Origin of the sequence: Nocardioides sp. Kera G14, assembly GCF_020715565.1 — a bacterium.
In the GTDB taxonomy this organism is placed as follows: domain Bacteria; phylum Actinomycetota; class Actinomycetes; order Propionibacteriales; family Nocardioidaceae; genus Nocardioides.
The window spans coordinates 1,283,147-1,308,499 of record NZ_CP085839.1; the positions used below are offsets into that span (position 1 = coordinate 1,283,147).

The window sequence follows — 25,353 nt, forward strand, 5'->3', positions numbered from 1 at the left end:
CTGTCCGTCCAACCCTGACCGGGCGTCGGTTCTCGCTAGCATCTGCGGCACGTGGTCGTCAGGGCCGGAGAGCAGCGGGGGTGAGGCATGACAGAGCCGGTCGGTGGCGTGCGTGCCCGCTGGAAGGTGACCCTCGCGCGCAGTGTCGTCGTCACGGACCTGGTGATGCTGATGACTGCGACCGTCATCGCCTGGCTCCTCCGCTTCGGCCCTCACGGTCAGGACGCACTCAACGGTGCGGGCAACCACGGTCACCTGCTGGTGTCGTTCGTGCTCGCGTTCGGCTGGTGGCTCCTGCTCGGTGCCTACAGCACCCGTGATCCTGACGCGGGTCTCACGATCGGGGCCGAGTTCGGGCGGCTGATCCGTGGATCCTTCGCCGCCTTCGGCGGGCTCGGCGTCATCTCGGTCCTCTTCGTGCTCAACGTCTCGCGCAGCTACCTGCTGCTGGCGTTCCTCCTCGGCTTCGCACTGGTGTTCCTCGGGCGCTGCTGGTGGCGGCTCCGGGTGCAGCAGCTGCGGGGCCGTGGCGAGCACCAGTCGCTGGTGCTGATCGTGGGCACCCTGCGCTCGTCCCGTCGTATCGCCCGTTGGTTCTACAGCGACCCCAACTGCGCCTACCGCGTGACCGGCGTCCATGTGGTGGACGACGTCGCCGACCACGAGTCGCTGCTGTGGCGCACACCGGAGGACCGGTGGGATCCGATCCCGGTACTCGGCGCCACCCACACGCTGGCGGACGCGCTGGAGCGCAGCGGTGCCGACACGGTCATCGTCAACGACTCCGAGCAGCTCGGTCCCGACGGCCTCAACGAGCTGGCCTGGCAGCTCGAGGGCCGCAACGTCGCGCTGATGGTGTCCCCGAACGTCGTCGGTGTCGCGCAGCCGCGACTGCACCTGCTCGACGTCTCCGGAGTGCCCTTCGTCCTCGTCGAGAAGCCGCAGTACGCCGGCGCGAACCGCCTGGCCAAGGCGGTCTTCGACCGCGTGGTCGCCTCCCTGCTGCTGCTGCTCGTCGCGCCAGCGATGGTCACAGCCGCCCTGGCGATCCGTCTCGGCGGCCGCGGGCCGATCCTCGCCCGCGAGACGCGGATCGGACAAGGTGGCCGTCCGTTCGCGATGTACCGCTTCCGCACCCTTCCTGTCGGTGTGGTGCCCGACGAGCCGGAGGCGCTCGCCTCAGCGCGGATCGTGGCCGGAGATGACGTCGGTGCGCCGAAGCCGACCCGCGTGGGTGCGGTACTGCGGCGCTACGCCATCGACGAGATGCCCCAGCTCTTCAACGTGCTGCGAGGCGACCTGAGCATCGTCGGGCCCCGCCCGCTCCTCCCGCGCCACGTCGAGGAGCACGGCGAGGAGGTGGCTCGCCGGCTGCTGGTGAAGCAGGGGATCACCGGGCTCTGGCAGATCTCCGGAAGCTCGACCATGACGTGGGAGGAGGCCACCCGACTCGACCTCGAGTACATCGAGAACTGGTCGATGCTCCGCGACCTCTCGATCCTCTGGCGCACCTTCACCACCCTGATCGCCCGGGGCCTCCTCGTCCGCCGTGTCGCGCGCCTGCAGGCGGAGATCGAGGAGCTCGCTCCGACGTCGAAGGCGCGGCTCAGCGTCGACAGCCGAGGTCAGGTCTTCCTCAACGCGTATCCCCTCTTCGGCGGTGACACCACGACGCTGCTTGCAGAGATCGACAACCTGCTCGTGCGTCGCGAGCCCGCCCTCGTCGTCACGGTCAACGTCGACCAGATCCTCGACCTCGAGCGGGAGCAGAAGACCCTCGAGGTCTATGACAACGCCGACCTCCTGGTCATGGACGGAATGCCCGTCGTGCAGCTCGCTCGGATGCTCGGGGCCGGCGAGGTGCACCGCCACACGGGCGCCGACCTGCTGCCGCTCATGGCCGCCGAGTCGGCGGAGCGCGGCTGGCGGGTCAGTGTCCTCGGCGGCGCCGACGGTGTCTCGCGGGCCGCCGCCGAGCAGCTGTCGACGACGTACCCGGGAGCGCAGGTGCGCTCGGTCGAGTTCCCGCTGCTCAGCAGCGTCGACGACCCGGCCTCGGTCGCGGTGATCGAGGAGCTGCGGGCGCAGCAGCCCGATGTCGTCTTCGTCTGCCTCGGTGCGCCCAAGCAGGAGCTGTGGGTCCTGGCATGGCGCCATGAGCTTCCGCCCGCGGTCTACGTCGGTGCCGGCGCGGCTGTGGACTTCGCGGCCAAGACGGTGTCGCGGGCTCCGCGTTGGGTGCAGCGAGCTGGTGGGGAGTGGCTGTGGCGACTCTTCCAGGAGCCGCGCCGACTCTTCGGACGCTATCTCGTCAAGGGCCCGCGCTACGTCCGTGTCATCGCGCGCTCGATGAGGATGAGGCGCCGTGGCTGACCACAGTCCGACGTCGTGGATGTCGCCCGACGAGGTCGCGCGGCTGATGGACCGGCCCCCTCTGCTTGCGCCCGCGCAGGACTGGCGTGCCGCGTACGTCAGCGCCCGGAAGGTGATGGACCCACTGCTGTTGCTGGCCACCGCGGCGATCACCCTGACTGTGGTCCGTCGGCTTCCGGACAGTGTCGGTCCCGGCCACTCCACCACGTACGTCGGCGTGTCGGCCTTGGTGATCGCCAGCTGGCTCCTGATCCAGAGCGTCGTGGGTGTCTACGAGCGAAAGCTCGTCGTCGAGGGGTTCGAGGAGTACCACCGGGTCGTCCGCGCGGTCATCGCGACCGTCGCGACCGTCGCGGTTGCTGCTGCTGCCAGCGCCTCCAGCCTCTCGCGGCTCTACCTGCTGCTGTTCTTCGGCATCGGTGCGACCCTGCTGCTGGGCTCTCGTAAGCTCGCCCGACGACGGCTCGCACGGATCCGCCATGCCAGTGCCGGCGGCTTCAACCGGGTGCTGGTCATCGGTGGCGCGCGCTCGGCACGCATGCTCGAGCGCGCCTTCCGGATCCACGACCGTGAGGGCTACCGCGTGGTGGGCGTCTGGTGGCCCGATCCGAAGGCGCACTACGGACCGGAGTTCGACATCCTGGGCAGTCCGGTGGCGTCGTACGACCGGAGCCACACTCTCGCCCAGGCGGTGACTGGCTGCCGCGCGGACGCGGTGATCGTCACGGACACCGAACTGCTGGGCAACGAGGGCCTCAAGGCGCTCGGATGGGCGCTCGAGGGGACCGGGATCGACCTGCTGGTCTCCCCGAACGTGGTGGACGTGGCCGGCCCGCGTATCCACGTGCGACCCGTGGCCAATCTGCCGCTCATCCATCTCGACGAACCGCAGTACGAAGGTGCCTCCCGTGTCGGGAAGGCGTTGCTCGACCGGGTGCTGGCCATCCTCGGCCTGCTGCTGGCCAGCCCGGTCATGCTCGCGATCGCGGTCGCCATCAAGCTCGACGACCGCGGCCCGGTCTTTTACCGCTCACAACGGGTCGGCGTCGGGGGCCAGGTCTTCGGGATGTTGAAGTTCCGCACGATGGTGGTCGATGCCGAGCGGATCAAGGCCGAGCTCACCTCCGACTCCGACGACGCCAGCCCGCTGTTCAAGATGCGCGAGGACCCGCGCATCACACGGGTGGGCCGCTTCCTGCGCCGCTATTCCCTCGATGAGCTGCCGCAGCTGGTCAATGTGCTCCTCGGAACGATGAGCGTCGTCGGCCCGAGACCGCCGCTGCCCCAGGAGGTCGAGACCTGGGAGGGCGGTGTCGAGCGGCGTCTCCTCGTGAAGCAGGGCATGACCGGCCTGTGGCAGGTGAGCGGTCGCTCCGATCTCGACTGGGAGGATGCGGTGCGGCTCGACCTGGACTACGTCGAGAACTGGTCGATCACCCGCGACCTGCAGATCATCTGGCGCACCGTCCGCGCGGTGTTGTCCTCCGACGGCGCCTACTGATGGAAGGATGCAGTCGTGGACCTGCGTGAATATCTGCTGCTCCTGCTGCGCCGGTGGCCGATCTTCATCGGATCGTTCGTGGTGGTCACGGCTGCGCTGTTGAGTCTGTCGTTCTTCGCGGTGCCGACGTATCAGGCGACAGCCTCGGTCTACCTCCATGCGGTGCCGGCGCTCGCCAGCGGCGCGTCCGCGAGCGAGCCGATGACGCCGCAGCTTGCCGTCTCAGCGCAGCAGTCGGGTGACCTGCTGCTGCTTGCGCGGATGAAGAGCTATGCCCTCGCCGTGAACTCCGAGGCCGTGATCGACCCGGTGATCGACTCGCTCGGTCTCGACGAGGACTTCTCCTCGGTCAACTCCCGCGTCACCACGAACGTCCCCAGCGACTCCTTCGTCATCGAGATCACGACGACTGACACCACGGCAGCTTCGGCAGCGAACCTGGCCAACGCGTTGGCTCAGGAGCTGCCCGACGCGGCCGCGGCGCTCGACGGCCGGACCAACTCGCACAGGTCGGAGATCCAGTTCGAGCCGATGCAGCAGGCGTTGCCGCCGAAGGCGCGGATCTCGCCCAACCTGAAACTCAACGGGGCGATCGCGGTCCTTCTCGGACTATTCGTCGGTGTCGGGCTCGCCGTGCTGGTTGAAACGTTCGACAGCCGGCTCCGCCGCGGCTCACAGGTTGCGGCCGCGGGGGTCCGGTTCCTCGGTGCTGTGCCGTCGCTGGGCCGCACGGAGGCTCGCCGCGCATACTGGCCGGCCGAATTGCCCGACTCCGTGCGCTACCTCTTCGACCGCGTCTCGGTGGAGGTGCTCTTCGGTGCTGGCGGCGCGCCGGCGTCGATCATCCTCACGTCACCCCGGCCTGGAGCCGGCACGACCCTGGTCGGGGCCGGCGTCGCGGCGAGCCTCGCAGCCTCAGGCAGCAGGGTCCTCTATATCGATGCCGACGATGAGGGCGACGGTCTGGCCGGTCGCGTCGGGCTCGCCGACGTCGATGGACTCACCGATGTGCTCGCCGAACGGGTCGAACTCGGCGCCGCCCTCCACTACTGGGAGGACGGCGGGTACACGATCATGCCGATCGGTTCCGGTGCCATGCGTGAGACCGAGATGCTTGGCTCCGCATTCGGTCGTGTCCACGCGACCCTGACCGACCTCTTCGATGTAATCCTGATTGACACTCCCGACATCACCTCACACCCCTCTGCCGGGCTGCTCCTGCAGCACGTCCACCATGTGCTCGTCGTCGCCCAGGCGCGTCGCACGAGGCGCGGAGAGTTCCTCGACGCACTCGACGCGGCCAACCGGGCGGGCGCTGAGGTCGTCGGTGTCGTCATGACACAGGTGAGCCGCAGCGGTCAGGTCGCGTCGGCCGCGGAGTTCACCCCACGACGATCGGTGCCTTCGTGACGCTTTTGATAGTGACGCCGATGCACAATGAGGCCGCGAACGTCGACGGGCTGGTCCAGACCTTGCGGGGGCAGGACTTTCAGGACTTCGTGTGGTGGATCGTCGACGACGGCAGCACGGACGGCACCGCGATGGCCCTGCAGGCCGCCGACCCGGCGGGGCTCGGGAGGGTGATCACCAAGGCGAACGATGGCGGGCTGATCGGCGGATCTGCCTACACATCGTGGCGGCACGGTGTCCGCGCGGCGCTCGCCGACCGTGACGATTACACACATGTGATGAAGCTCGACGCCGACGTCCGTCTTGCTCCCGACTACCTCGCCCGCATCGTGCCGTTGGCCAGTGCCGACGTCGGAATCGCCGGTGGGGTGATCGCCTCCGCCGGCATGGCCGAGCAGAAGTTCCACGTTCCGGGCCCGGTGAAACTCTTCACTCGTGAGGCCTATCACGTAGCCGAGGCGTTGCCGGCCGCGATCGGAAACGACGTGATGGACGAGGTCATCGTCGCCGAGCATGGTCTCGGTACGGCGGTCGACGATGCGGCACGCTTCGAGCTCGCTCGTCCGATCGGCGCCAGCGAGGGACGCGTGCACGGCCGCTTCCGCAACGGTCGGGTGTGCCGCTGGACGGGGTATGACCCCTTCTACTTCCTGCTTCACGCCGCCCGGTACGTCGGCCGGAAGCCCTATCTCGTGGGCACCCTCGCAATGATCTGGGGCTATCTGCGTGCCGGCGCCGGCCCGTACCCCGTGACGCTCAAGCGCCGTCATGCCAAGATGCAGCGTGGCAAGCTCATCGACGCTGTCCGGAACCCGCTCAAGTTCTGGCGGCAGGCCTACGCTCGCTGAGCCTCGTTCAAGGCTGAGTGCGAGGCAAAGCGCGGGTCCTCCTCCAGCGCGATCCGGTTTCGGCGCTGATCGCGGAGCGGATCGGCGGTACGCAGCCTGGACGAGGACGCGCTGACCGTGTCGTAGATCGCCGCGTGCAGTTCCAGCGCGGTCTCCCAATCGCGCCTGGATAGGTCGGGCAGGCCGGCTGGCGACGTGCGATCAGCCTCCAGCAGTTTGTGGGCTGTCAGCGGCACGTCGTAGAGGCGGAGCCACTCGGGACCCACCTCCGCGGCGAGCGCGGCATTGCTCGGACTCTCCGGGGCGATGACCGGCCGGCCTGCACTCAGCGCCATCAGGACCGCTCCGGAGTTGTACATCTGCTCGTAGGGCAACATGACGCAACGGTGGCGGGCGAGAGCGTCGACGAGTTCGGCGTCGTCCAGGAAGCGTTCCTCGAAGGTGATGTGCGGCCACGTCGCGGCAGCGGCCGCAACTTTCGAGGCATAGTCGGCCGACCATGAATGGCCAGCGACGGTGAGGGCGAGCCCAGTTTCGCCGGCGACAGCCAACAGGTGCTCGATCCCCTTGTAGCGACGCAGCAGTCCGAAGAAGAGGAGGCCCTCGCCGTGGGTGCGCTGCACCACGCCGAGGTCGATGTGGCGATTCGCGAGCCATGGCCGGTAGGAGCTGTGCAGCACGACGACACCGAGTCGACGGTCATTCGCTGGCGACTCGTTGAGAAAGATCCGGAGTGAGACGAGCCGTTCAAGCCGGCGAACAAGGGCGCGTTCGAGCCGACCACCGGTCTCGTGCTCCTCGATGTTGTGCACGGTCCAGACGACCGGTACCCGGCGCCTGCGCAGCCGCCGGATCAGGACCGCTGAGGTGACCATCTTGATGGCGGTGCGGAGGGGCGTGGAGCCCCGCACCAGCTGGTGGGGCCAGTGCAGATGGAAGATGTCAGGCGTCGAAGTGAGTGCGCGCCAGGGTGAAAGAGGTTCGACGCGGTGGGTACCGCTCATTCCGCGGGCGAGTTGGACGATATAGGGGTTCGTCCGGTCGTTGAACAACCCGTGCGACAGCAGGACCAAGGATCGGGATGAGCGCACGAGGAATTACAGCATGGCCGCAGGATGCCCCGCCTGCGGAACACTAGAGTCTGCCGCAGAGAGGAGGCCCCAATGATCCGCAGACGTGCCAGCCGCTGGGCTGCCGAGCATCTCCGTCACGACTGGCTCCCCCTGCGGTCTGGGCGACCGATCCTCTCGATCACCTTCGATGACGTGATCGCCTCCGCTTGCGTCAACGGCGCCGCCGTCCTGGCCAAACATGGCGTGAAGGCGACGTGGTACGTCGCCGGCGGACTGACCGACCGCGCCGAGGCGGGCAAGCCGACCCATTCACTGGACCAGTTGCGGGCTCTCCATGCCGACGGACACGAGCTCGCCTGCCACGGCTGGTCGCACCAGCGCTGCACAGCGCTGAGTAGCGACGAGCTCGAGTCCGAGCTGGTGCGCAGCCGTGACCTGCTCAGCACCGTGGTCGGCCACCCGGTGGACGGGCCGCTCGATTTCGCCTACCCGCTCGGCGATCAGGGTCTCCGCACTCGCGCAGTGATCGCGCGGCAACGGCGGTCACAGCGGGTCACCGGCGGCGGCATGCATCGGGGACGCGCTGACCTCGGTCGGCTCGGCAGCTTCCGGCTCTACGGCAGGACTGACACACGCATCGAGTGGGAGCCCTTCCTGCGCGAGCTCGCCGCAACCGACGGTGGCTGGGGAATCGTCAACACCCACGGCGTCGACGGCGACCCCGGCCTGTACGGCACGACGCCCGAGAACCTCGACGCCATGGTTGGGCTTGCGCTTGAACTCGGCTGCCAGGTGCTGCCTGTCGGGGTGGCCATCGGCGAACTCTCGGGACGTCGCGCCTGATGGACCTGAGCATCTGCATCTGCACCTTCCGACGCCCCGACCAGCTCCGCGAACTGCTCGTGCGACTCGGCACGGTCGACCTCGGCGAGTTCCAGGTGGAGGTCGTGGTTGTCGACAACGAGACCGAGGGCACCGGACTGGCCGTCGTTGACGAGCTTGCCCCGACACTTCGAGTTCCGGTCGTGACCCGTCACGTGACGGTCCCCAACATCGCTGTCGCCCGCAATGCGGCGGTGCGGGCGGCATCCGGCCGATGGTTGCTCTTCATCGACGACGACGAACTGCCGGTCCCCGACTGGGTGGTCGCGATGCTGCGCACCCAAGCCACATCCGGCGCCGACGCTGTCTTCGGCCCGGTCCTCGCGCGGTACGACGACCCCCCTCCGGCTTGGTTGGAGAACGGTGAACGACGATTCTGGGGGCGACCCCGACACAGGACCGGGGACACCCTGCCGGTGAACGAGGCGCGCGCGGGGAACGTGCTCGTCTCGGCGTCCCTACTGGCTCGGCGCGACGGCCCGTTCGACCCGGCGTTCGGCGTGACGGGCGGCGAGGACGCCATGCTCTTCTGGGAGTTGGCTCGCTCGGGTGCCTGCTTCGTCTGGTGTGACGAGGCCGAGGTGAGTGAGCAGGTTCCAGCGTCCCGCCGTAGCCTCACCTACGTGCTCAGGCGTGGCTTCAGTGGAGGCCAGTCCTATGCGCGAGTGGAGCTGGCGCGACTGCGTGGCACCGAGCGGATGCGACGCGCTGCGAGTCTGCTCTGCTCAGGACTGTGGCGCCTTCCAGTCGCCGCACTCCTCGCCCTTGTTGCTCTTCCGCAGGATCGGGCGCGAGCCGTGCACTGGCTCCGTGTCGCCTATGCGCAGGCCGGCAAGATCGGTGCCGTCGTGGGACAGCAGACGAACTTCTACGCCACCTGACCGCGGCGCAGTACGGAGCGGCCGTAGCGAACCAGCTCGTCGAGGTCACGCCGGTAGGCCGGCAGTCCGAGCGAGGCGACGCAGGTGGCCAACCATGCAGGGATCAACACGGCGAGCTGTGCAAGTGCCGCCCAGTCGTCGATGGTGGTGCTCGTTGCCCAGGTCACCGCTGCGGCGAAGGCGAAGAGGACCACGCTCCTGATCGCCGAACGGAGCAGTGGTGTCGCGCTGACGCCAACCCGGGGCAGTGATACGGCGGCGCCGATGATGAGGATCGCGAACTCACCAGCAGCCGAGGCGAGGGCGACCCAGACGGCGCCGTGCGATGCCGCCAGGATCATGAGCACGACCATCCCGATCCGTGCACCGAGTTCGGCGCCGAACAGGATGCCGGTGCGGCCGTGCGCCAAGAGGATCCAGTAGTAGATGTATCCCACCGCATGGAAAGCGCTTCCGAGACACATCGCACGGATGAAGGGGGTCGCGCTCTCCCATCCGTGTCCGAGGACGACGTCGACGAGTGGCCCCGTTGCGGCGGTGATCAGGCTGAGCGTCCCGAGGAGAAGCGTCGTGAGGACGAGCTGCCCGCGACGTACGGCGAGGGCGAAACCCTCGGGGTCCTCCAGGCGGGACGAGAGATGTGGCAGGACGACGCGGGTGAGCGGTGACGCGATCTGCTGCACGGGCAAGCGTGCGACCTGCCATGCCCGGTTGTACACCCCTAAGGTCGCGGCGCCCCAGCGCTGGCCGATGATCACGGAATCGGCGTTGCTGCTGATGTAGTTGACGACTTGGGCCAGGAGCGTGAAAAGCCCGAAGCGCAGAAGCCCGCGCATCGATTCACCCCTACGGGGCAGGTCCGGCCTCCACCCCGACCGCACGGCGAGAGCAAAGGCGGTGAACCACGCCGCGCCGACCTGTTGGCCGACGAGTCCCCAGTAACGACCGCCGAGCAGGATGATTCCGAGCCCGAGGCCGAGGCCGAGCACCTGCGCGAGGACGTCGACCGAGGCGAGTACGCCGAAGCTGCGGTCTCGGTTGAGCTCTGTGCGGAACTGCCCTGTGATCCCGTTGGCGACGAAGACCAGGGAGAGCGCAACGGCAACGTCGCGCACCGCTGGTTGGCCGTAGGCCTCCGCCAGCAGCGGCGCCGCACCAAGGATCGCGATACCGATCGCGACGCCGATACCGGTTGAGATCCAGAACAGGTTTGAGCGCTGCCCCTGAGTGAGGTCGCGCGCTTGGAGTGCGGCGAGGGAGAGGCCGAAGTCGCCGAGCACGTACGCCACGCCGACGACGGCGGTCACCATCGCCACGATGCCGAAATCATGGGGATCGAGCAACCGGGAGAAGAGGACGAGGGCTACGATCTGCACGACGTATTTCAGCCACTGACCAGCGAGGGCTACGACAGCGTGTCTGCCGGCCGAATGACCACTCACCGCGCGAGTGTATCTGCAGTGACGTCCGATCCCGCCCGGCTGATGCAGTTCACGACAGACCGCGTCGCGGTGATTCTCATCGTGCTGCTGTGGCTGCGCCTCGTCGGCAACCTGCTGGTCATCTCCCTCACCACGGACAAGCGCTATGCCGATGTCGGTGAGGCGACCGTGTCCGCGCCGGCGGAGCTCACCAGCAGGGCGTTTCTCGCGCTCTTCATGGCGATTGCGGCGGCTGCCGTGATCTTCAGGATGAACGAGATTCCTCAGGTTGGACTCTGGAGGCTGGCACTTTTCCTCACTCCGTGGTTGTACCTCCTCGCGCGAGATGCGTATGCGGGCGATCTGGGCAGCAGTGCCGTTCCCATGGCGCTTCTCGTCCTGGCGATGGCCGCGCTGCGGCCCGGCCGCGTGGCGTTAGAGACCGTCGGTGTCCTCGTCGTGATCACGGCCGTGATGTGTCTTGCGCTGGGACTCCTGATGCCGGCGGCAGGAATCCTCCACGAGGCGAACGGCGCGGTCCGCCAGGCCAGCAAGGCGCTCTTCCCGTCGCTCGGGTTGCTCGAAGGCATCTTCACCGCAGAGAACAATCTTGCGCAGTACATGGCACTCGGCATTCCGACGGTACTGATGATCCGGCCCCGCTGGCTTGCCTTCGTCTGCCTCGTCCCGGTACTCGCGGCTCTCGCATGGTCATCGAGCCGCGGCGGGCTGATCACGGCACTCGCCGTCCTCTCGTCCGCCGGTCTGCTGTGGTTGGTGCTGCAGACCCTCGGCCGGCGGGCCGTCTCCCTCGTCTCGTTGGCACTCACAGCAGTCTCAATCGCGGTCTGCGTCTGGCTCCCGCTCCAGCCATGGCAGGACGATACGTTCACCGCTCGTGCGGGAATCTGGCGTGTCTCGGTCCACGCTTGGCTCACGCGCGGAGACCTTTTCGGCTTCGGCAGCACCTGGTACGACGACCAGGCGACGACGACCACCAGTTCTCTGATCGACGCCGCTTATCACGGCCACAACCAGTTCGTGCAGATCGGCGTGACGGGCGGTGTCGTGTTCGTGTTCGTGATGGCCGTGTGGCTGGCGTGTCTTCAGGTTGTGTCGACCCGAGACGATGCTCCATTCCAGATCACGGCGGCGTTGACCCTCGTCGCCGTTGTCGTGAACGGCTTCTTCGAAGTCCCGCTTGCCTTCGTCGATCGATGGGCGTTCTGGACTGTGACACTGGTGCCGATGGCTGTCCTGTTCTTCGCACCGGAGCGACGTTCGTCGCACCCCGACGCGGCATGGCGCCGAGGATGAGCGCTCGTGAGTGGCTTGCCGCCAACCGCGTCGGAATGATCGCGATGGGAATCTTCGTCTCGCTCGTTCTCGTCGGTGCGGGTTTCCTGGCCTACACCGGCCTCAGAACCAACCTGCTTCGTGACGGCTCGTTCCGTTTGCAACCCGCGGTGGTCGAGCCGTCAGGCGACCCATTCACGACACTGCCGCTGTACGTCGACCCGCACTCCCAGACGGTCGCTGCGGCCGCTGCGGACTCTCGCTTTGATGCGCTCGCTCGCGTCGCCCAGGCCAAGTGGTTCTCCGACTGGAGCACCACAGACACGATCGCCAGCGACCTCGGCACCTACCTGGCCGGAGCTACCGCGCGCCATGAGCTCCCGGTCGCCGTGTTCTACCGCATTCCCTCTCGCGACTGCGGCGGTTATGCCGAGGGCGGTGCGCGAGACGACTCCGAGTACCGGACGTGGGTCGACCGCGCCGCCTCGGCCGTCCAAGGGCGCCCCTTGGTCGTGGTGCTTGAGCCAGACTCGATCGGGATGCTGGGTCGCTGCTCTGATCCGGGTGCCCAAGCGGCACTCCTCGGCTATGCCGTGCATGCGTTGGCCAGAGCCGGTGTGTGGGTCTATCTCGACGGCGGTCACTCCGACTGGCAGTCACCCGAGGTGATGGCCAAGCGACTCAAGCAGGCCGATGTTGCGGAAGCGCGTGGCTTCGCCACCAATGTTGCGAATTACCGTCCGACCGCAGACGAGCTCGACTACGGCATGCAGGTGTCCACCGCCCTTACGACGTTGGGAGTGAAGGACAAGCGCTTCGTCGTCGATACCGGACGAAATGGTGCGCCCGTCGCCAAGGGTGGATGGTGCAACCCCAAGGGTGCCCGGATCGGCCGCGCACCCGCGCTCGTCTTCGATGGCCTCAACGACGGCTTCCTGTGGATCAAGGATCCGGGCGAGACGGACGGCACCTGCCGGGGTGGGCCCCCGTCAGGTTTCTGGGATGAGCTCGCTCTAATGCTGCTCGGGCAGCCGAGCAGGCTGGACTAGGGTCTTGGGCGTGGCAGACAAGGGTGGGCCTCGGACGATCGTGGTCATCGACGCCGACCCTCGGGAACAGGCGACTCTCGACCGGACGCTGACCCAGGCTGGGTTCGAGGTGCTCCTCGCAGGTGACGGCCCGACCGGCGTGGAGCTTGTGGCCGCATGCAGGCCGACAGCCATCGTGCTCGACCTTGAACTGCTGGGAATGGACGGATTGGAGACCGCCCAGCGGATCCGCGCCGTCAGCGCCGCTCCGATCCTCATGCTGAGTGATAGCACCAGCGAGATCGATGTCGTGCAGAGCCTGGGCGTCGGCGCCGATGCCTTCATGCCCCGGCCCCTCAAGGCCCACGAGTTGCGGGCACGACTCAATGCCGTGCTCCGACGCTCGCCTCAGCTCACCGAGAATCCCGCCCTACGGCCACTGACAGCGCCGCGCCTTGCCCAGCCGGAGCCGGTATGGGCCGAACCGGTCGTTACGCCGTCTCCGCCGGAGCCCGAGCCACTCCCCGAGCCGATTCGCGAGCCGATTCGCGAGCCGGAGACGATGCCCGAGCTGGTTCCCGAGCCCGAGCCGGTTCCCGAGCCGGCGCCGATGCCCGAGCCGGAGCCGGAGCCGGAGCCGGAGCTCGAGCAGGAGCCGATCGTCAGCGCGGTGATGGGCGAGGATCGTCAAGCGTTCCGGGGCCTCGTGTGGAGCATGTCGACCGGAGCCGTCACCGTCGACGGTGTGCCGGTGGCGATGACCGGCACCGAGCTCGCGGCACTGTCCGCGCTGATGACGACCGGTCGGCGGCTTCGAAGCCATGCCGACATGGCTGCTGTGGTCCTCGGCAGACCGAGCGGTGGCCCGCTGACCGCCGCCGAGCGGGCAAGCGTCGACGCCGTGATGGAGGCACTGATGTCCACGCTGGACGAGTCCGCGGACGAACCACGCTGGATCGATTATGTACCTGGCGTCGGCTGGCGCAGGGCGGCGATGTGACCGCGTCCGCCGATGTCGCAGCCCCGGTCAATACCGCAGGCCGCTACGCCCACGTCGATGCCATGCGGGCCTTCGCAGTGATGCTGGTCGTCGTCGCCCATGCCGGATTGGACAAGGTCGTACCCGGCGGCAGCGGAGTCACGATCTTCTTCTCCATCTCCGGCTTCGTCATCACGTGGGTCACCATCCGTGAGCGAGTGCGTACCGGCGGCTTCGGCCTGCGCGGCTTCTACGAGCGGCGCCTGCTCAAACTCGGGCCCCCGTTGGCGCTGGTCGTCGTCGTGCCGAGCCTCATCTGGACTCTCTGGAAGCCGCTCGGACTCGTGGCAGTCCTCAGCCAGGTGTTCTTCTTCTTCAACTGGGTGCGGATCGACACCTTCCCGGACAGTCCGGTGCTGCCTGGCTCCGCGGTCGTCTGGAGTCTCGCCATCGAGGAGCAGTTCTACATCATCTTTGCGCTGCTGTGGCTGCTCGTGGCACGGCGACCGAACGCCGTACGTCTCCTCGGATGGGCTGCCGCGGCGGTCCTGGTGATCAGCTCGGTGGAGCGCCTGATCCTCGCCATGGGCCTCGCAGATCCGGAGAACCGGATCTACTACGGCACCGACACCCGCATCGACGGCATTGCCCTCGGTACGCTGACCGCGCTCCTGGTCCACCGCGGACTGAGCACGCGGCTCGGCCGCCCGTGGATCCTGATCGCCGCTGTGGTGCTCTTTCTGACCACGTTGCTCTATCGGGATCCGCTCTTCCGCGACACCCTGCGCTACACATTGCAGTCCGTTGCCGCCTGCGCGGTGATCGCCTTCGGCTTCGCGACGTCGAGCGCCGACCTCATCGGCCGGTTGTTCCGCACGCTCGCGGGCGCGAGCATCGTCCAACTGCTCGGTCGCGCGAGCTATTCGATCTACCTGGCCCACTACTCGATGGACTATCTCATCGGCTGGCTATGGCCCGACCTCCCGCGCGCTGCCGGCATCCCGGCCAAGATCCTGGTCGGCGTAGCGGTCGGTGTCCTCATCTTCGAGATCGTCGAGAAGCCGGTCGCTGCGTGGAACGCGCGCCGTACGGGTCGCACGCTCTGAGCGGGCGTGGTCAGAACGTGTGGTCGGGACCCGGGAACGTGCCGGCCTTGACCTCCGCGGCGTACGCCTGGGCACCGCTGAGCAACTGGCCGCGCACGTCGGCGAAGGTCTTGACGAAACGGGGCAGCTTGCCGTCGTTGGGTCCACGGATGCCCATCGCGTCGGTCCAGACGAGCACCTGCCCGTCGCAGCCGGCGCCGGCTCCGATGCCGATCGTGACGATCGACAGCTCCTTGCTGATCTGCTCGGCGACGTCACCCGGAACCATCTCCATGACGACGGCGAAGGCTCCGGCGTCGGCGACGGCGCGCGCGTCGTCCTTGACCTTCTCCGACGTGTCGCCGCGGCCCTGCACCCTGTAGCCGCCCAGGGCGTGCTCGGACTGCGGGGTGAACCCGATGTGGGCGCAGACGGGGATGCCGCCGTCGACCAGCTTGCGGATCGTCGGCGCCATCTCGGCGCCCCCCTCGAGCTTCACGGCATGGGCGAGACCGTCCTTCATGAAGCGCACCGCGGTCTCGTAGGCCCGCTCCGGGGAGCCCTGGTAGGACCCGAACGGCAGGTCGCCGAGGACGAGCGCACGCCGTGCGGACCGGGCGACGGCACGGGTGAGCGGGATCAGCTCGTCGACGGTCACGGGCAGCGACGTCTCGTAGCCGTAGACATTGTTGGCCGCCGAGTCACCGACGAGCAGGATGTCGATCCCTGCCTCGTCGAAGATCCGCGCGGTGTACATGTCGTAGGAGGTCAGCATCGTGACCTTCTCGCCACGCGCCTTCATGTCGGCGAGGTGGTGCGTACGCACACGACGGATGGTGGGACTCCCGGGTGCCGCGGCGGCATTGCCTGCAGCCCCTGCGCCGTACGGCGCCGTCTCTTCAGTCATGCGGCAACACTATTCCGTGATAGGCAACGGGCCATGGGGAAGCAGGGCAGACACCCGGATCGGCGTAGGCGCGAGGCGGAGCACCCGGTTCTTGTCCTACTCCTCGTCGTGGTGGGCATCCTTGCGGCGCTGACCTTCGGCCTCATGGTGTGGAACCCCGTCAGCTATGTCGACGACCCGCCTCCGGGACGCGTGGCCTGGCCCGTCGGAATCGTTGCCGGCCTGGTGGTCGCCCTGTGCGCCTTCGGGATCACATGGCTGGAGACCCGCCGGGATCATCCGCCTGCCGTCGTGACCCTGCGCCGCGGAGGAATCGCCACCGCCAGCGTGTGCGTCGGGGTGGTTGCTCTCGTCGGCCTGGCCATGTTCCTGGTGAGCCATGAGATCGAGGAGAACCAGAAGGGCATCCACGCCTGGGGTGTCGACGTCGAATGGAGTGATGCGCACTTCGCCTTCGCGGAGCCGACCTTCATCCACCCCGCGACCGTGCCGCTCACGATCGATCCCATGGCCGACCTGGACGCACCGCTCGAAGGGCCGCTTCCCCAGGGCATGAAGGTCGCCAGGTTCGAGTACTCGTTCCACAACGACTCCGGACGCAACGGCGGCGCCTTCGCCTGGTACGACGTGATCGGACCCTTCCTGAGCGTCGACGGCGCCGCTGAGCTGCCTCCGACCGACGGTTCGACCGAGGAGTGTCCCGAGTACGTGATCGAGGGAGACATGTCGGCGCGGCCCGGCCACGGTGCGGGCGGCGTCCGCGTCGCCTGCTGGGTCGTGCCCGAGGCGACGACGGTCGACCAGCTCGTGGTCCGCTTCGGTCCCGGCCCCAACAGCGTGGAGTGGGCCCGCTGGGGCAATCCCTAGACTCGGCGACGTGGACTTCTACTCGGCCTACGCCCAGGGCTTCGCACGCGTCGCTGCGGTCACGATCCCCGTCGCGGTGGCAGACCCTGCGACCAATGCACAGTCGGTGATCGACCAGGCCCAGCAGCTCCATGCCGAGGGTGTGGCGGTCGCGGTCTTCCCCGAGCTCTGCCTCTCCGGGTACGCCGTCGACGACCTGTTCCTCCAGGACACGCTCCTCACAGCGGTCGAGGAGGCGATCGAGGCGATCGTCGTCGCCTCCACGGATCTCACGACGGTCCTCGTCGTGGGTGCCCCGCTCGTCTACAAGAGCCGGGTGCTCAACACCGCCGTCGTGATCAAGGGCGGTGAGGTGCTCGGCGTCGCGCCGAAGTCCTACCTGCCGACCTACCGCGAGTTCTACGAGCGCCGCTGGTTCGCACCGGGTGATGACGTCGACGACGTCATCAACGTCGCCGGCGAGGATGTGCCGATCAGTCCCACACTGCTCTTCACCGCCACCGACGTCCGTGGCCTCACGTTCCACGTGGAGGTCTGTGAGGACATGTGGGTGCCCGTGCCTCCGAGCGCCCGGGCTGCGCTGGCCGGCGCCACCGTGCTGCTCAACCTCTCGGCGTCACCGGTCACGGTCGGGCGCAGCGAGAGTCGCCGCGAGCTGGTCAAGACCTCCAGCAACCGGTGCACCGCGGCCTACGTCTACACCGCCGCCGGCCCGGGGGAGTCCACGACCGACCTGAGCTGGGACGGCCAGACGATGGTCTACGAGTGCGGCGACCTGCTGGGAGAGTCCGAGCGCTTCCCCGACGGCCCACGCGCCACCGTCGTGGACGTCGACCTCGACCGGATCCGCCATGAACGCCTGCAGATGGGCACCTTCGACGACAACCGGCGGTCGCTGATCGAGTTCGACGACTGGCAGCTCGTGGAGTTCTCCCTCGAGCCGCCGACGGACGACCTCGGCCTGCGCCGCAAGGTCGATCGCTTCCCGTTCGTGCCCGATGACCCTGAGCGGCTGGCACTGGACGCCTACGAGACCTTCAACATCCAGGTGTCCGGTCTCGAGCAGCGCCTCCGCGCGATCGGCGCCACCGGCGGCCACGACCCCAAGATCATCATCGGTGTCTCCGGCGGGCTCGACTCCACGCACGCCCTGCTCGTCGCCGCCCGCGCGATGGACCGGCTCGGTCGGCCGCGCTCCGACATCCTCGCGTTCACGCTTCCCGGCTTCGCGACGTCGGAGACCACGAAGGGGAACGCCGTCGCCCTCATGGAGGCGTTGGGGACGACGTACGAGACCATCGACATCACCCCGGCGGCGACGCAGATGCTGAAGGACCTCGGCCACCCGTTCAGCGAGGGCCACCCCGTCTACGACGTGACGTTCGAGAACGTGCAGGCGGGGCTGCGCACGGACTACCTCTTCCGCGCGGCCAACCAGCGCGCAGGCATCGTGCTCGGCACGGGCGACCTCTCCGAGCTGGCGCTCGGGTGGTGCACGTACGGCGTCGGTGACCAGATGAGCCACTACAACGTCAACGCCGGCATCCCGAAGACGCTCATCCAGCACGTCATCCGCTGGGTGATCTCGACCGAGCAGTTCGAGGACGAGACCGACCAGATCCTGCAGACGATCCTCGACCAGGAGATCAGCCCCGAGCTCGTGCCGGTCGAGGAGGGCGAGAAGCCGCAGTCGACCGAGGCCAAGGTCGGTCCCTACAGCCTGCAGGACTTCAACCTCTTCCACCTGATCCGCTTCGGCTACCGGCCGAGCAAGATCGCCTTCCTGGCCTGGCATGCGTGGCACGACGAGCACCTCGGCGACTGGCCCCCCGCCTTCCCGGAGGCGAGCCGACGCTCCTACGACCTCGGCGAGATCCGGGACTGGCTCGAGGTCTTCCTCAAGCGCTTCTTCGCCTCGCAGTTCAAGCGATCGGCGCTGCCCAACGGCCCGAAGGTCTCCAACGGCGGCACGATGAGCCCCCGCGGTGACTGGCGGATGCCGTCTGACGCCTCGGCGGCGGCGTGGTTGGCCGACCTGGAGCAGGTGCCGTTCTTCTGACCTTCAAAACGGTGTCCTTAAGGCCCTTGGCTTCAGTTCTTCGTAATGAAGGCTATAAGCTTCAGTTATGGCAGAGGTGGTCACCCTCATCGGCGACGTCGTCGACTCCGGCGGCGCACCTGATCGCCGCGCGCTCCACCGGGCGCTGAGCGCCGCGATCGCGGGGGTCAATGAGGCTTTTCGGCCGCTCACTCCGCTTCGTGTCACTGTCGGCGACGAGTTCCAGGGCGCGTTCGCGGCTTTGGGTCCCGCATTGCAGGCCACCCTTCGGCTGAGGCTGGCAATGGCTCCGTACGACGTCCGCTTCGGCCTCGGCCGCGGGACGGTCACGGTCCTCAGTGAAGAGCCACGCGTGGAGGACGGCCCCGGTTGGTGGGCTGCACGGGCCGCCATCGAGGAGGTCGCCACCCTGCAGCGCCGTGCGGCCACGCGGTCGGTCCGCACGCTCTTCGACGACCCGGCCGTCAATGCGGCCCTTCTTCTCCGCGACGAGCTCCTCGCCCAGCTGGGTGACCACGACATGTCGGTGCTCTCCGACATGATCTCAGGAATGAGTCAGGAGCAGATCGCCGCGCGCCTGGGGGTGAGCCCGTCCGCGGTCTCGCAGCGCGTGCGTCGCGCCAGCCTGGGCGTGCTGCTCCGCTCCGACGAGCTGCTCGGCGGCCTCGCATGATCTGGCTCGGGCTGCTCCTGCTGGGTCTCGGCATCGCCGACCTGCTGCATTCGGGGCGGCCGCTCCGGTGGATGCCTGAGATCCTCGCCGCGCTGGTCACTGTCGGCGCCGGGCTCCTGGCGGGTTATAGCGACGCGAGTGAGGTGCTCGGCGAGGTCGCCGTCGCATTTGTGGTGCTGGCCTGGGGGAGCGCGGTCCGTCAGGGTTTCGGGCGAAGACTTCCCGGCCTGCCGCTCTCCGTGCTCGCCCTCGCCGTGGTGGGCGCGGTGCTCGTCAGCCCGCTCGGCGACAGCTCGGGCGGCCCGCTCGGCGACTGGTTGTCGCAGACCGAGGTGCCATGGCTGCGCAGCCTCGACGTGACACGTGCCGTGCTGCTCCTCGGCGCCTTCGTCGTGCAGGGCTCCACCGGCAATGTCGTCGTACGCCTCATCCTGCAGGCCACGCACACCGTTCCTCCCGCTCCCGCCGAGCAGCGCGAGGCCGGTCCGAGACTCAAGGGCGGCCGCCTGCTCGGCCCGATGGAGCGGCTCATCATCGTCGGCCTCGGGCTGTCCGGGAGCTTCACGGCGATCGGCATCATCGTCGCCGCCAAGGGCCTGCTCCGCTTCCCCGAACTGCAGGCCGCGCGCGACGCGCACGAGGGCCCGAGCATCACCGAGGTGACCGAGTACTTCCTCGTCGGCAACTTCGTCTCCTGGACCTTCGCACTCACCACGCTGGCCGTCATCGCGCACCGATAGGGTCAGCCCTATGGGTAAGCAAGAGGACTTCGTCCTGAGGGCGCTCGAGGAGCGCGAGGTCCGATTCGTGCGGCTGTGGTTCACCGACGTGCTCGGGTTCCTCAAGTCCGTGGCGGTGGCGCCGGCCGAGCTGGAGGGCGCGTTCGCGGAGGGCATCGGTTTCGACGGCTCGGCGATCGAGGGCTTCAGCCGGATCTCCGAGTCCGACATGCTCGCCAAGCCCGACCCGCAGACCTTCCAGATCCTGCCCTGGCGCGAGACGGGGCCCGGCCCGTCGACGGCCCGCATGTTCTGCGACATCGTGATGCCGGACGGCTCCCCGTCGTACGCCGACCCCCGCTTCGTCCTCAAGCGGACGCTGTCGAAGGCGGCCGAGAAGGGTTTCACCTTCTACACGCACCCCGAGATCGAGTTCTACCTCTTCAAGGGCCAGCAGATACCGGGCCAGCTGCCCGAGCCGGTCGACTCGAGCGGCTACTTCGACCACACCGCGCAGGGCGAGGGCGCTGACTTCCGCCGCGAGGCGATCACCAACCTCGAGGCGATGGGTATCAGCGTCGAGTTCAGCCACCACGAGGGCGGTCCCGGCCAGCAGGAGATCGACCTGCGCTACGCGGACGCGCTCTCGACGGCCGACAACGTCATGACCTTCCGCACCGTCGTCCGTGAGGTGGCGCTGAGCGAGGGTGTGTGGGCCTCCTTCATGCCCAAGCCCTTCACCCAGCACCCCGGCTCCGGCATGCACACCCATGTCAGCCTCTTCGAGGGCGACCAGAACGCCTTCCACGAGGCCGGTGCCGAGTACGGCCTTTCCCAGACCGGCCGCCAGTTCATCGCCGGCCTTCTGCGGCATGCGCCGGAGATCAGCATCGTCACCAACCAGTGGGTCAACTCCTACAAGCGTCTCGTGGCGACCGGCGAGGCGCCGTCGTACATCAGCTGGGGGCACAACAACCGCTCCGCCATGGTCCGGGTGCCCATGTACAAGCCGCTCAAGGGCAACTCGACCCGGGTCGAGCTCCGCACGCTCGACGCGGCGTGCAACCCCTACCTGGCGTTCGCGGCGGTCCTGGCGGCAGGCATGAAGGGCATCGAGGAGGGCTACGAGCTCCCGCCCGAGGCCGAGGACGACGTCTGGTCGCTCTCGGACCGCGAGCGTCGCAGCCTGGGAATCAACGCGCTGCCGCGTGGTCTGGACGAGGCGATCTCCGTGGCCGAGGACTCCGAGCTGCTCGCCGAGACGCTGGGCGAGCACGTCTTCGACTTCGTGCTGCGTAACAAGCGTGCCGAGTGGGAGGACTACCGCCTCCAGGTCTCCGCCTTCGAGCGCGACCAGATGCTCCCGGTGCTCTGACCCGCGCACCACGGCATGATCCGGCGCGCGACCAGCAGGACAACCCTCCTCCGGCTGGGGTTCGACGACCTGGAGGCCGCCGAGGCGACGCTTGCGACCCTCGGACCCTCCGCTGAGCCGCTGCTGGCGATGCTCGGCCGCACGGCGGACCCCGACCTGGCCCTCGCCACGCTCGCCCGCCTGGCCGAGGCGGAACCGGACATCCTCGACGCCGACGAAGGCTCGGCGATGCGGCTGCTCCTCGTCCTCGGGGCGAGCCAGGCGCTGGGAGAGCACCTGAGCCGACACCCCGGTCAGTGGCGTGAGCTCGAGGATCCGACGCTGGGATCCACCAGGCCGCCGGCGTACCACCTGAGGGCGCAGCTGCTGGCCGCCGTCGCCGGCAAGGAGCGCGCCGACGCGCTCGACGCACTGCGCGTGGAGTACCGCCGTCTCCTGCTGAGGCTCGCTGCCCGGGACCTGGCGCACGGCGTCCCCTTCGACGACGCCGGCGCCGAGCTCTCCGACCTCGCCTGCGGAGTCCTCGACGCCGCCCTCGCCATCGCGCGTACGACGGTGCCGGACTCGGACCAGGTCCGGCTGGCCATCATCGCGATGGGCAAGACCGGCGGCCACGAGCTCAACTACATCTCGGATGTGGACGTCGTCTTCGTCCACGAAGGGCCGGCCGAGGTGGCCTTCGCACTGGCCGCGGAGGTGATCCGCGTCTGCGGCCAGCACACCGCCGAGGGAACGATCTGGGAGGTCGACGCCGCGCTGCGCCCGGAGGGCAAGGCCGGCGCGCTGTCCCGGACGCTGAGCTCGATGCAGGCCTACTACGAGCGCTGGGCGAGCACGTGGGAGTTCCAGGCGCTGCTCAAGGCCCGTCCGGCTGCAGGGGACCTCGAGCTGGGCCGGGCGTTCGTCGACAGCGTCGCACCGCTGGTGTGGACCGCCGCCGAACGCGACGGCTTCGTCGAGGCCACGCAGGCGATGCGGCGGCGCGTGATCGAGCACATCCCGACCCGCGACGCCGACCGTGAGCTCAAGCTCGGCCGCGGCGGGCTGCGTGACGTGGAGTTCGCGGTCCAACTGCTGCAGCTCGTGCACGGCCGTGGCGACGAGGCACTCCGCGAGCCCACCACGCTCAGCGCCCTGGCCGCCCTCACCCGTGGCGGCTACGTCGGACTCGCCGACGGCGAGACGCTGCACGACGCCTACTGCTTCCTGCGCACCCTGGAGCACCGCATCCAGCTCTACGGCCTGCGGCGGACCCACCTGCTGCCGACCGACGAGCCCTCCCTGCGCAGGCTGGGACGCTCGCTCGGCTACCTCCGCGACCCGGTCGCCCGCCTGGAGCAGGAGCTCGCGGCCCAGCGCCGCGAGGTCCGCCGCCTGCACGAGAAGCTCTTCTACCGCCCGCTGCTCACCGCTGTGGCCGCGATCCCGGGCGCCGAGGCGCACCTCACGCCGGAGGCGGCCGGCAGCCGCCTCCGTGCCCTCGGGTACGCCGACCCGGATGCTGCACTGCGCCACCTCGCCGCCCTGACCTCGGGGGTCTCACGGAAGTCCGGCATCCAGCGACATCTGCTCCCCGTCCTGCTGCAGTGGTTTGCCGACGGGCCCGATCCGGACGCGGGGCTCTTCGGCTTCCGGCGGATCTCCGAGGCGCTGGGCGGCTCCTCCTGGTATCTCCGCATGCTGCGCGACGAGGGCCTGGTCGCGGAGCGCCTCGCCCGGCTCCTGTCCACGAGCCGCTACGCCACCAACCTGCTCGAGCGCGAACCCGAGGGCGTCCGCGTCCTCGCCGAGGACCTCGCGCCCCGCCCGGCCGAGCCGCTGCGCGAGGAGATGCTGGCCGCCGCCGGGCGCCGCTCCAGCCTGGACAAGGCGATCCGCTCCATCCGCGCCGTACGCCGACGGGAGCTGCTCCGCATCGCCGTCGGTGACATCGAGGGCGGCGACCAGGTCACGGACGTCGGGGAGGGCCTCTCCCGACTGACCGACGCGACACTGGAGGCCTCGCTCGCCATCGTGTCCGCAGCGGTCCTCGCCGAGCGCGGGGAGACGGCTGCTGAGGGGGCGCCCGCCCGGCTCGCGATCATCGCCATGGGCCGGTACGGCGGCTTCGAGCTCTCCTATGCCTCCGACGCCGATGTGCTGTTCGTCTTCCAGGCCGTCGAGGGGGCGCAGAGCGCCGATGCGTCGGCGTACGCGCTGAAGGTGGCGAGCGAGATGCGGCGACTGCTCGGTGCGGCCGGTCCGGACCCCGCCCTCGAGCTCGACGCGGACCTCCGCCCCGAGGGCCGCAGCGGCGCGCTCGTGCGGAGCCTGGAGTCCTATCGGGCCTACTACGCGCGCTGGACCGAGCCGTGGGAGGCGCAGGCGCTGCTCCGCGCCGACGCCGCGGTCGGCGACGAGGCGCTGCGCCGGGCCTTCACCGCCATGATCGATCCGATCCGGTACCCACCCGACGGGCTGACCGACGACCAGGTCCGCGAGATCCGCCGGATCAAGGGGCGCGTCGACACCGAGCGGATGCCGCGCGGCGCGGACCCGATGACGCACCTCAAGCTCGGTCGGGGCGCACTCGCGGACATCGAGTGGACCGTTCAGCTGCTCCAGCTCCGGCACGCCCACGAGGTCGAGGGCCTGCGCACGCCCCGCACCCTCGAGGCACTCCTGGCTGCCCGGGACGCCGGCCTGATCAGCGCCGACGGCGCGGAGATCCTCGCCGACGCGTGGCGGATGGTGAGCCGGATCCGCAACGCCGTCACCCTGGTGCGGGGCAAGCCCAGCGACCAGCTGCCCACCGACCCGCGTGAGCGCACCGCAGTCTCGACGCTGCTCGGCTACCCGGACGGCACCAGCAGCGAGCTGCTCAACGACCATCTGCGCCTGACCCGCCTCGCCAGCGCCGTTGTCGACGAGGTGTTCTGGGAGGCCGGCTGATGGCCGAGCCCTACGTGCTGATGCTCGACGGCATGGCGCAGTCGGCGGTCGACCTCGAGGACCCGACCCGGCTGCACTTCGACTACATGCGCCGCATCGGTGACGTGCTCGACCGGCTCCCTGCCGGGCCGCTGCGGATCCTGCACGTCGGGGGAGCGGCGATGACGCTGCCCCGCTACGTCGCGACGACCCGCCCACGATCGGCCCAGATCGTGCTCGAGCCGGACCAGGCCGTGATCGACCAGGTGCGGATCGAGGCGCCACTGCCACGGCGGAGCGGGATCAGGGTCCGCGTCGTCGACGGTCTCTCCGGAATCGTCGCCGTCCGCGACGACAGTCAGGATGTCGTCATCCTCGATGCCTTCCGCGACGGTCTCGTGCCGGACGAGCTCATCACGGCCGACTTCTTCACGCAGGCGACCCGGGTGCTCGCCGACGACGGACTCCTGATCGCCAATGTCACCGACTCGGCCCCGTTCCGGCGGGCGCGCGATGCGATCGCCGCGATTCGCGTGAGTCTCCCAACCCAGCGCGCTCTCACCGTCGGGGCCGAGCCGGCGACGCTCAAGGCGAAGCGACCAGGCAACCTGGTCGTCCTCGCGGGCCTGGTGCCGGACCGGCCGTTCGGGGCGCCTGCCCCGTCGTCGTACCGCGTGTTCGAGGGGGCCGCGGCGAGCGACTCCTTCGGTGGCGGCACCGCCCGGCATCTGCCCGACTAGCGGCCGCCCAGCGCCTTCTCCAGCTCGCTCTTGCTCATGCTCGAACGACCGTGGATGTTGCGGCGCTTGGCCTCTTCGTACAGCTGTGCCTTCGTCCGCCCGCCCTCGCCCTTGTGCGAGCGCAGGCCTCCACGGCGCCCGCTCGAGATGTCCTTCGTCGAGGTGCGGCTCGCGGTACGGCTCTCGCCGTGGCGGGCACGCTCCTTGTTGACGGTCCGGGCGGCGATCTCCTCGGACTCGTCCTCGGAGTGGCCACGCTTCTCGAGACCCTCCTTGATGTGGTCGTACTGACGTTCGCGCTTTGCGCTCCAACTACGCTGCGGCAT

21 protein-coding genes are annotated in these 25,353 nt (G+C 68.7%); 17 read left to right on the plus strand and 4 right to left on the minus strand.

Going from position 1 to position 25,353, the window contains the following annotated elements; translation table 11 throughout:
• Window positions 1-87: 87 nt before the first annotated feature.
• Genes LH076_RS06395 through LH076_RS06410 form a run of 4 tightly spaced genes read left to right on the plus strand, consistent with a single transcriptional unit; the run spans window position 88 to window position 6,132 of the window.
• Complete coding sequence (locus LH076_RS06395) at window positions 88-2,373, plus strand: exopolysaccharide biosynthesis polyprenyl glycosylphosphotransferase (RefSeq protein WP_227783151.1); 2,286 nt, start codon at window positions 88-90, stop codon at window positions 2,371-2,373.
• The gene (locus LH076_RS06400; RefSeq protein WP_227783152.1) at window positions 2,366-3,874 is read left to right on the plus strand and encodes a sugar transferase; all 1,509 of its coding nucleotides are present in this window, start codon (window positions 2,366-2,368) and stop codon (window positions 3,872-3,874) included. The genes LH076_RS06395 and LH076_RS06400 overlap by 8 nt, the downstream gene beginning before the upstream one ends.
• A gap of 15 nt (window positions 3,875-3,889) precedes the next feature.
• Window positions 3,890-5,284: a polysaccharide biosynthesis tyrosine autokinase gene (locus LH076_RS06405; protein WP_227783153.1), complete on the plus strand. Its 1,395-nt coding sequence runs from the start codon at window positions 3,890-3,892 to the stop codon at window positions 5,282-5,284.
• A 20-nt stretch (window positions 5,285-5,304) separates the two neighbouring features.
• Entirely contained in the window at window positions 5,305-6,132 is an 828-nt protein-coding gene (locus LH076_RS06410) for a glycosyltransferase family 2 protein (protein ID WP_227783154.1), read from the plus strand.
• On the opposite strand, the gene LH076_RS06415 is transcribed toward LH076_RS06410, so the two are convergent.
• Window positions 6,120-7,205, minus strand: a complete 1,086-nt coding sequence (locus LH076_RS06415; protein WP_227783155.1) for a hypothetical protein — start codon at window positions 7,203-7,205, stop codon at window positions 6,120-6,122. The genes LH076_RS06410 and LH076_RS06415 overlap by 13 nt on opposite strands.
• Window positions 7,206-7,295: 90 nt before the next feature.
• Between LH076_RS06415 and LH076_RS06420 the strand changes: the two genes are divergently transcribed.
• Both LH076_RS06420 and LH076_RS06425 read left to right on the plus strand, forming a co-directional pair.
• Entirely contained in the window at window positions 7,296-8,048 is a 753-nt protein-coding gene (locus LH076_RS06420; protein WP_227783156.1) for a polysaccharide deacetylase family protein, read from the plus strand.
• Entirely contained in the window at window positions 8,048-8,968 is a 921-nt protein-coding gene (locus LH076_RS06425) for a glycosyltransferase family 2 protein (RefSeq protein ID WP_227783157.1), read from the plus strand. Before LH076_RS06420 ends, LH076_RS06425 begins: the two co-directional genes overlap by 1 nt.
• On the opposite strand, the gene LH076_RS06430 is transcribed toward LH076_RS06425, so the two are convergent.
• Window positions 8,956-10,344 (minus strand): lipopolysaccharide biosynthesis protein, encoded by a 1,389-nt coding sequence (locus LH076_RS06430; RefSeq protein ID WP_265333838.1) that lies wholly within the window; start codon window positions 10,342-10,344, stop codon window positions 8,956-8,958. The two genes, LH076_RS06425 and LH076_RS06430, sit on opposite strands and share 13 nt — an antisense overlap.
• Here LH076_RS06430 and LH076_RS06435 point away from each other — a divergent pair.
• From LH076_RS06435 to LH076_RS06450, 4 genes are read left to right on the plus strand one after another with little or no spacing between them, the layout of a single operon-like run.
• A complete protein-coding gene (locus LH076_RS06435; protein ID WP_227783665.1) occupies window positions 10,297-11,706 on the plus strand; it encodes an O-antigen ligase family protein in 1,410 nt (469 codons plus the stop codon). The two genes, LH076_RS06430 and LH076_RS06435, sit on opposite strands and share 48 nt — an antisense overlap.
• On the plus strand, window positions 11,703-12,734 hold the full coding sequence (locus tag LH076_RS06440) for a glycoside hydrolase family 6 protein (RefSeq protein WP_227783159.1): 1,032 nt from the start codon (window positions 11,703-11,705) through the stop codon (window positions 12,732-12,734). Before LH076_RS06435 ends, LH076_RS06440 begins: the two co-directional genes overlap by 4 nt.
• Window positions 12,735-12,744: 10 nt before the next feature.
• Entirely contained in the window at window positions 12,745-13,713 is a 969-nt protein-coding gene (locus LH076_RS06445) for a response regulator transcription factor (protein ID WP_227783160.1), read from the plus strand.
• A complete protein-coding gene (locus tag LH076_RS06450) occupies window positions 13,710-14,798 on the plus strand; it encodes an acyltransferase family protein (RefSeq protein WP_227783161.1) in 1,089 nt (362 codons plus the stop codon). The genes LH076_RS06445 and LH076_RS06450 overlap by 4 nt, the downstream gene beginning before the upstream one ends.
• A gap of 10 nt (window positions 14,799-14,808) precedes the next feature.
• Here the strand turns inward: LH076_RS06450 and panB are convergent, their stop codons facing one another.
• Window positions 14,809-15,684 carry a 3-methyl-2-oxobutanoate hydroxymethyltransferase gene (gene panB / locus LH076_RS06455; RefSeq protein ID WP_227783162.1) on the minus strand — a complete coding sequence of 292 codons (876 nt, stop codon included), beginning with the start codon at window positions 15,682-15,684 and terminating at the stop codon, window positions 14,809-14,811.
• A gap of 33 nt (window positions 15,685-15,717) precedes the next feature.
• On the opposite strand from panB, the gene LH076_RS06460 reads away from it, so the two are divergent.
• The 7 genes from LH076_RS06460 (at window position 15,718) to LH076_RS06490 (ending at window position 25,027) form a co-directional block, all read left to right on the plus strand.
• Window positions 15,718-16,551 carry a hypothetical protein gene (locus LH076_RS06460; protein WP_227783163.1) on the plus strand — a complete coding sequence of 278 codons (834 nt, stop codon included), beginning with the start codon at window positions 15,718-15,720 and terminating at the stop codon, window positions 16,549-16,551.
• 10 nt (window positions 16,552-16,561) lie between these two features.
• On the plus strand, window positions 16,562-18,610 hold the full coding sequence (locus LH076_RS06465; RefSeq protein WP_227783164.1) for an NAD(+) synthase: 2,049 nt from the start codon (window positions 16,562-16,564) through the stop codon (window positions 18,608-18,610).
• Between the two features lie 67 nt (window positions 18,611-18,677).
• Window positions 18,678-19,283, plus strand: a complete 606-nt coding sequence (locus LH076_RS06470) for a SatD family protein (RefSeq protein ID WP_227783165.1) — start codon at window positions 18,678-18,680, stop codon at window positions 19,281-19,283.
• Window positions 19,280-20,023: a hypothetical protein gene (locus LH076_RS06475; RefSeq protein WP_227783166.1), complete on the plus strand. Its 744-nt coding sequence runs from the start codon at window positions 19,280-19,282 to the stop codon at window positions 20,021-20,023. The genes LH076_RS06470 and LH076_RS06475 overlap by 4 nt, the downstream gene beginning before the upstream one ends.
• 10 nt (window positions 20,024-20,033) lie before the next feature.
• The gene (locus LH076_RS06480; RefSeq protein ID WP_227783167.1) at window positions 20,034-21,377 is read left to right on the plus strand and encodes a glutamine synthetase family protein; all 1,344 of its coding nucleotides are present in this window, start codon (window positions 20,034-20,036) and stop codon (window positions 21,375-21,377) included.
• 15 nt (window positions 21,378-21,392) lie between these two features.
• Complete coding sequence (locus LH076_RS06485) at window positions 21,393-24,308, plus strand: bifunctional [glutamine synthetase] adenylyltransferase/[glutamine synthetase]-adenylyl-L-tyrosine phosphorylase (RefSeq protein WP_227783168.1); 2,916 nt, start codon at window positions 21,393-21,395, stop codon at window positions 24,306-24,308.
• The gene (locus LH076_RS06490) at window positions 24,308-25,027 is read left to right on the plus strand and encodes a spermidine synthase (protein WP_227783169.1); all 720 of its coding nucleotides are present in this window, start codon (window positions 24,308-24,310) and stop codon (window positions 25,025-25,027) included. Before LH076_RS06485 ends, LH076_RS06490 begins: the two co-directional genes overlap by 1 nt.
• Here the strand turns inward: LH076_RS06490 and LH076_RS06495 are convergent.
• Window positions 25,024-25,353 carry a plasmid stabilization protein gene (locus LH076_RS06495; protein WP_227783170.1) on the minus strand — a complete coding sequence of 110 codons (330 nt, stop codon included), beginning with the start codon at window positions 25,351-25,353 and terminating at the stop codon, window positions 25,024-25,026. The genes LH076_RS06490 and LH076_RS06495 overlap by 4 nt on opposite strands.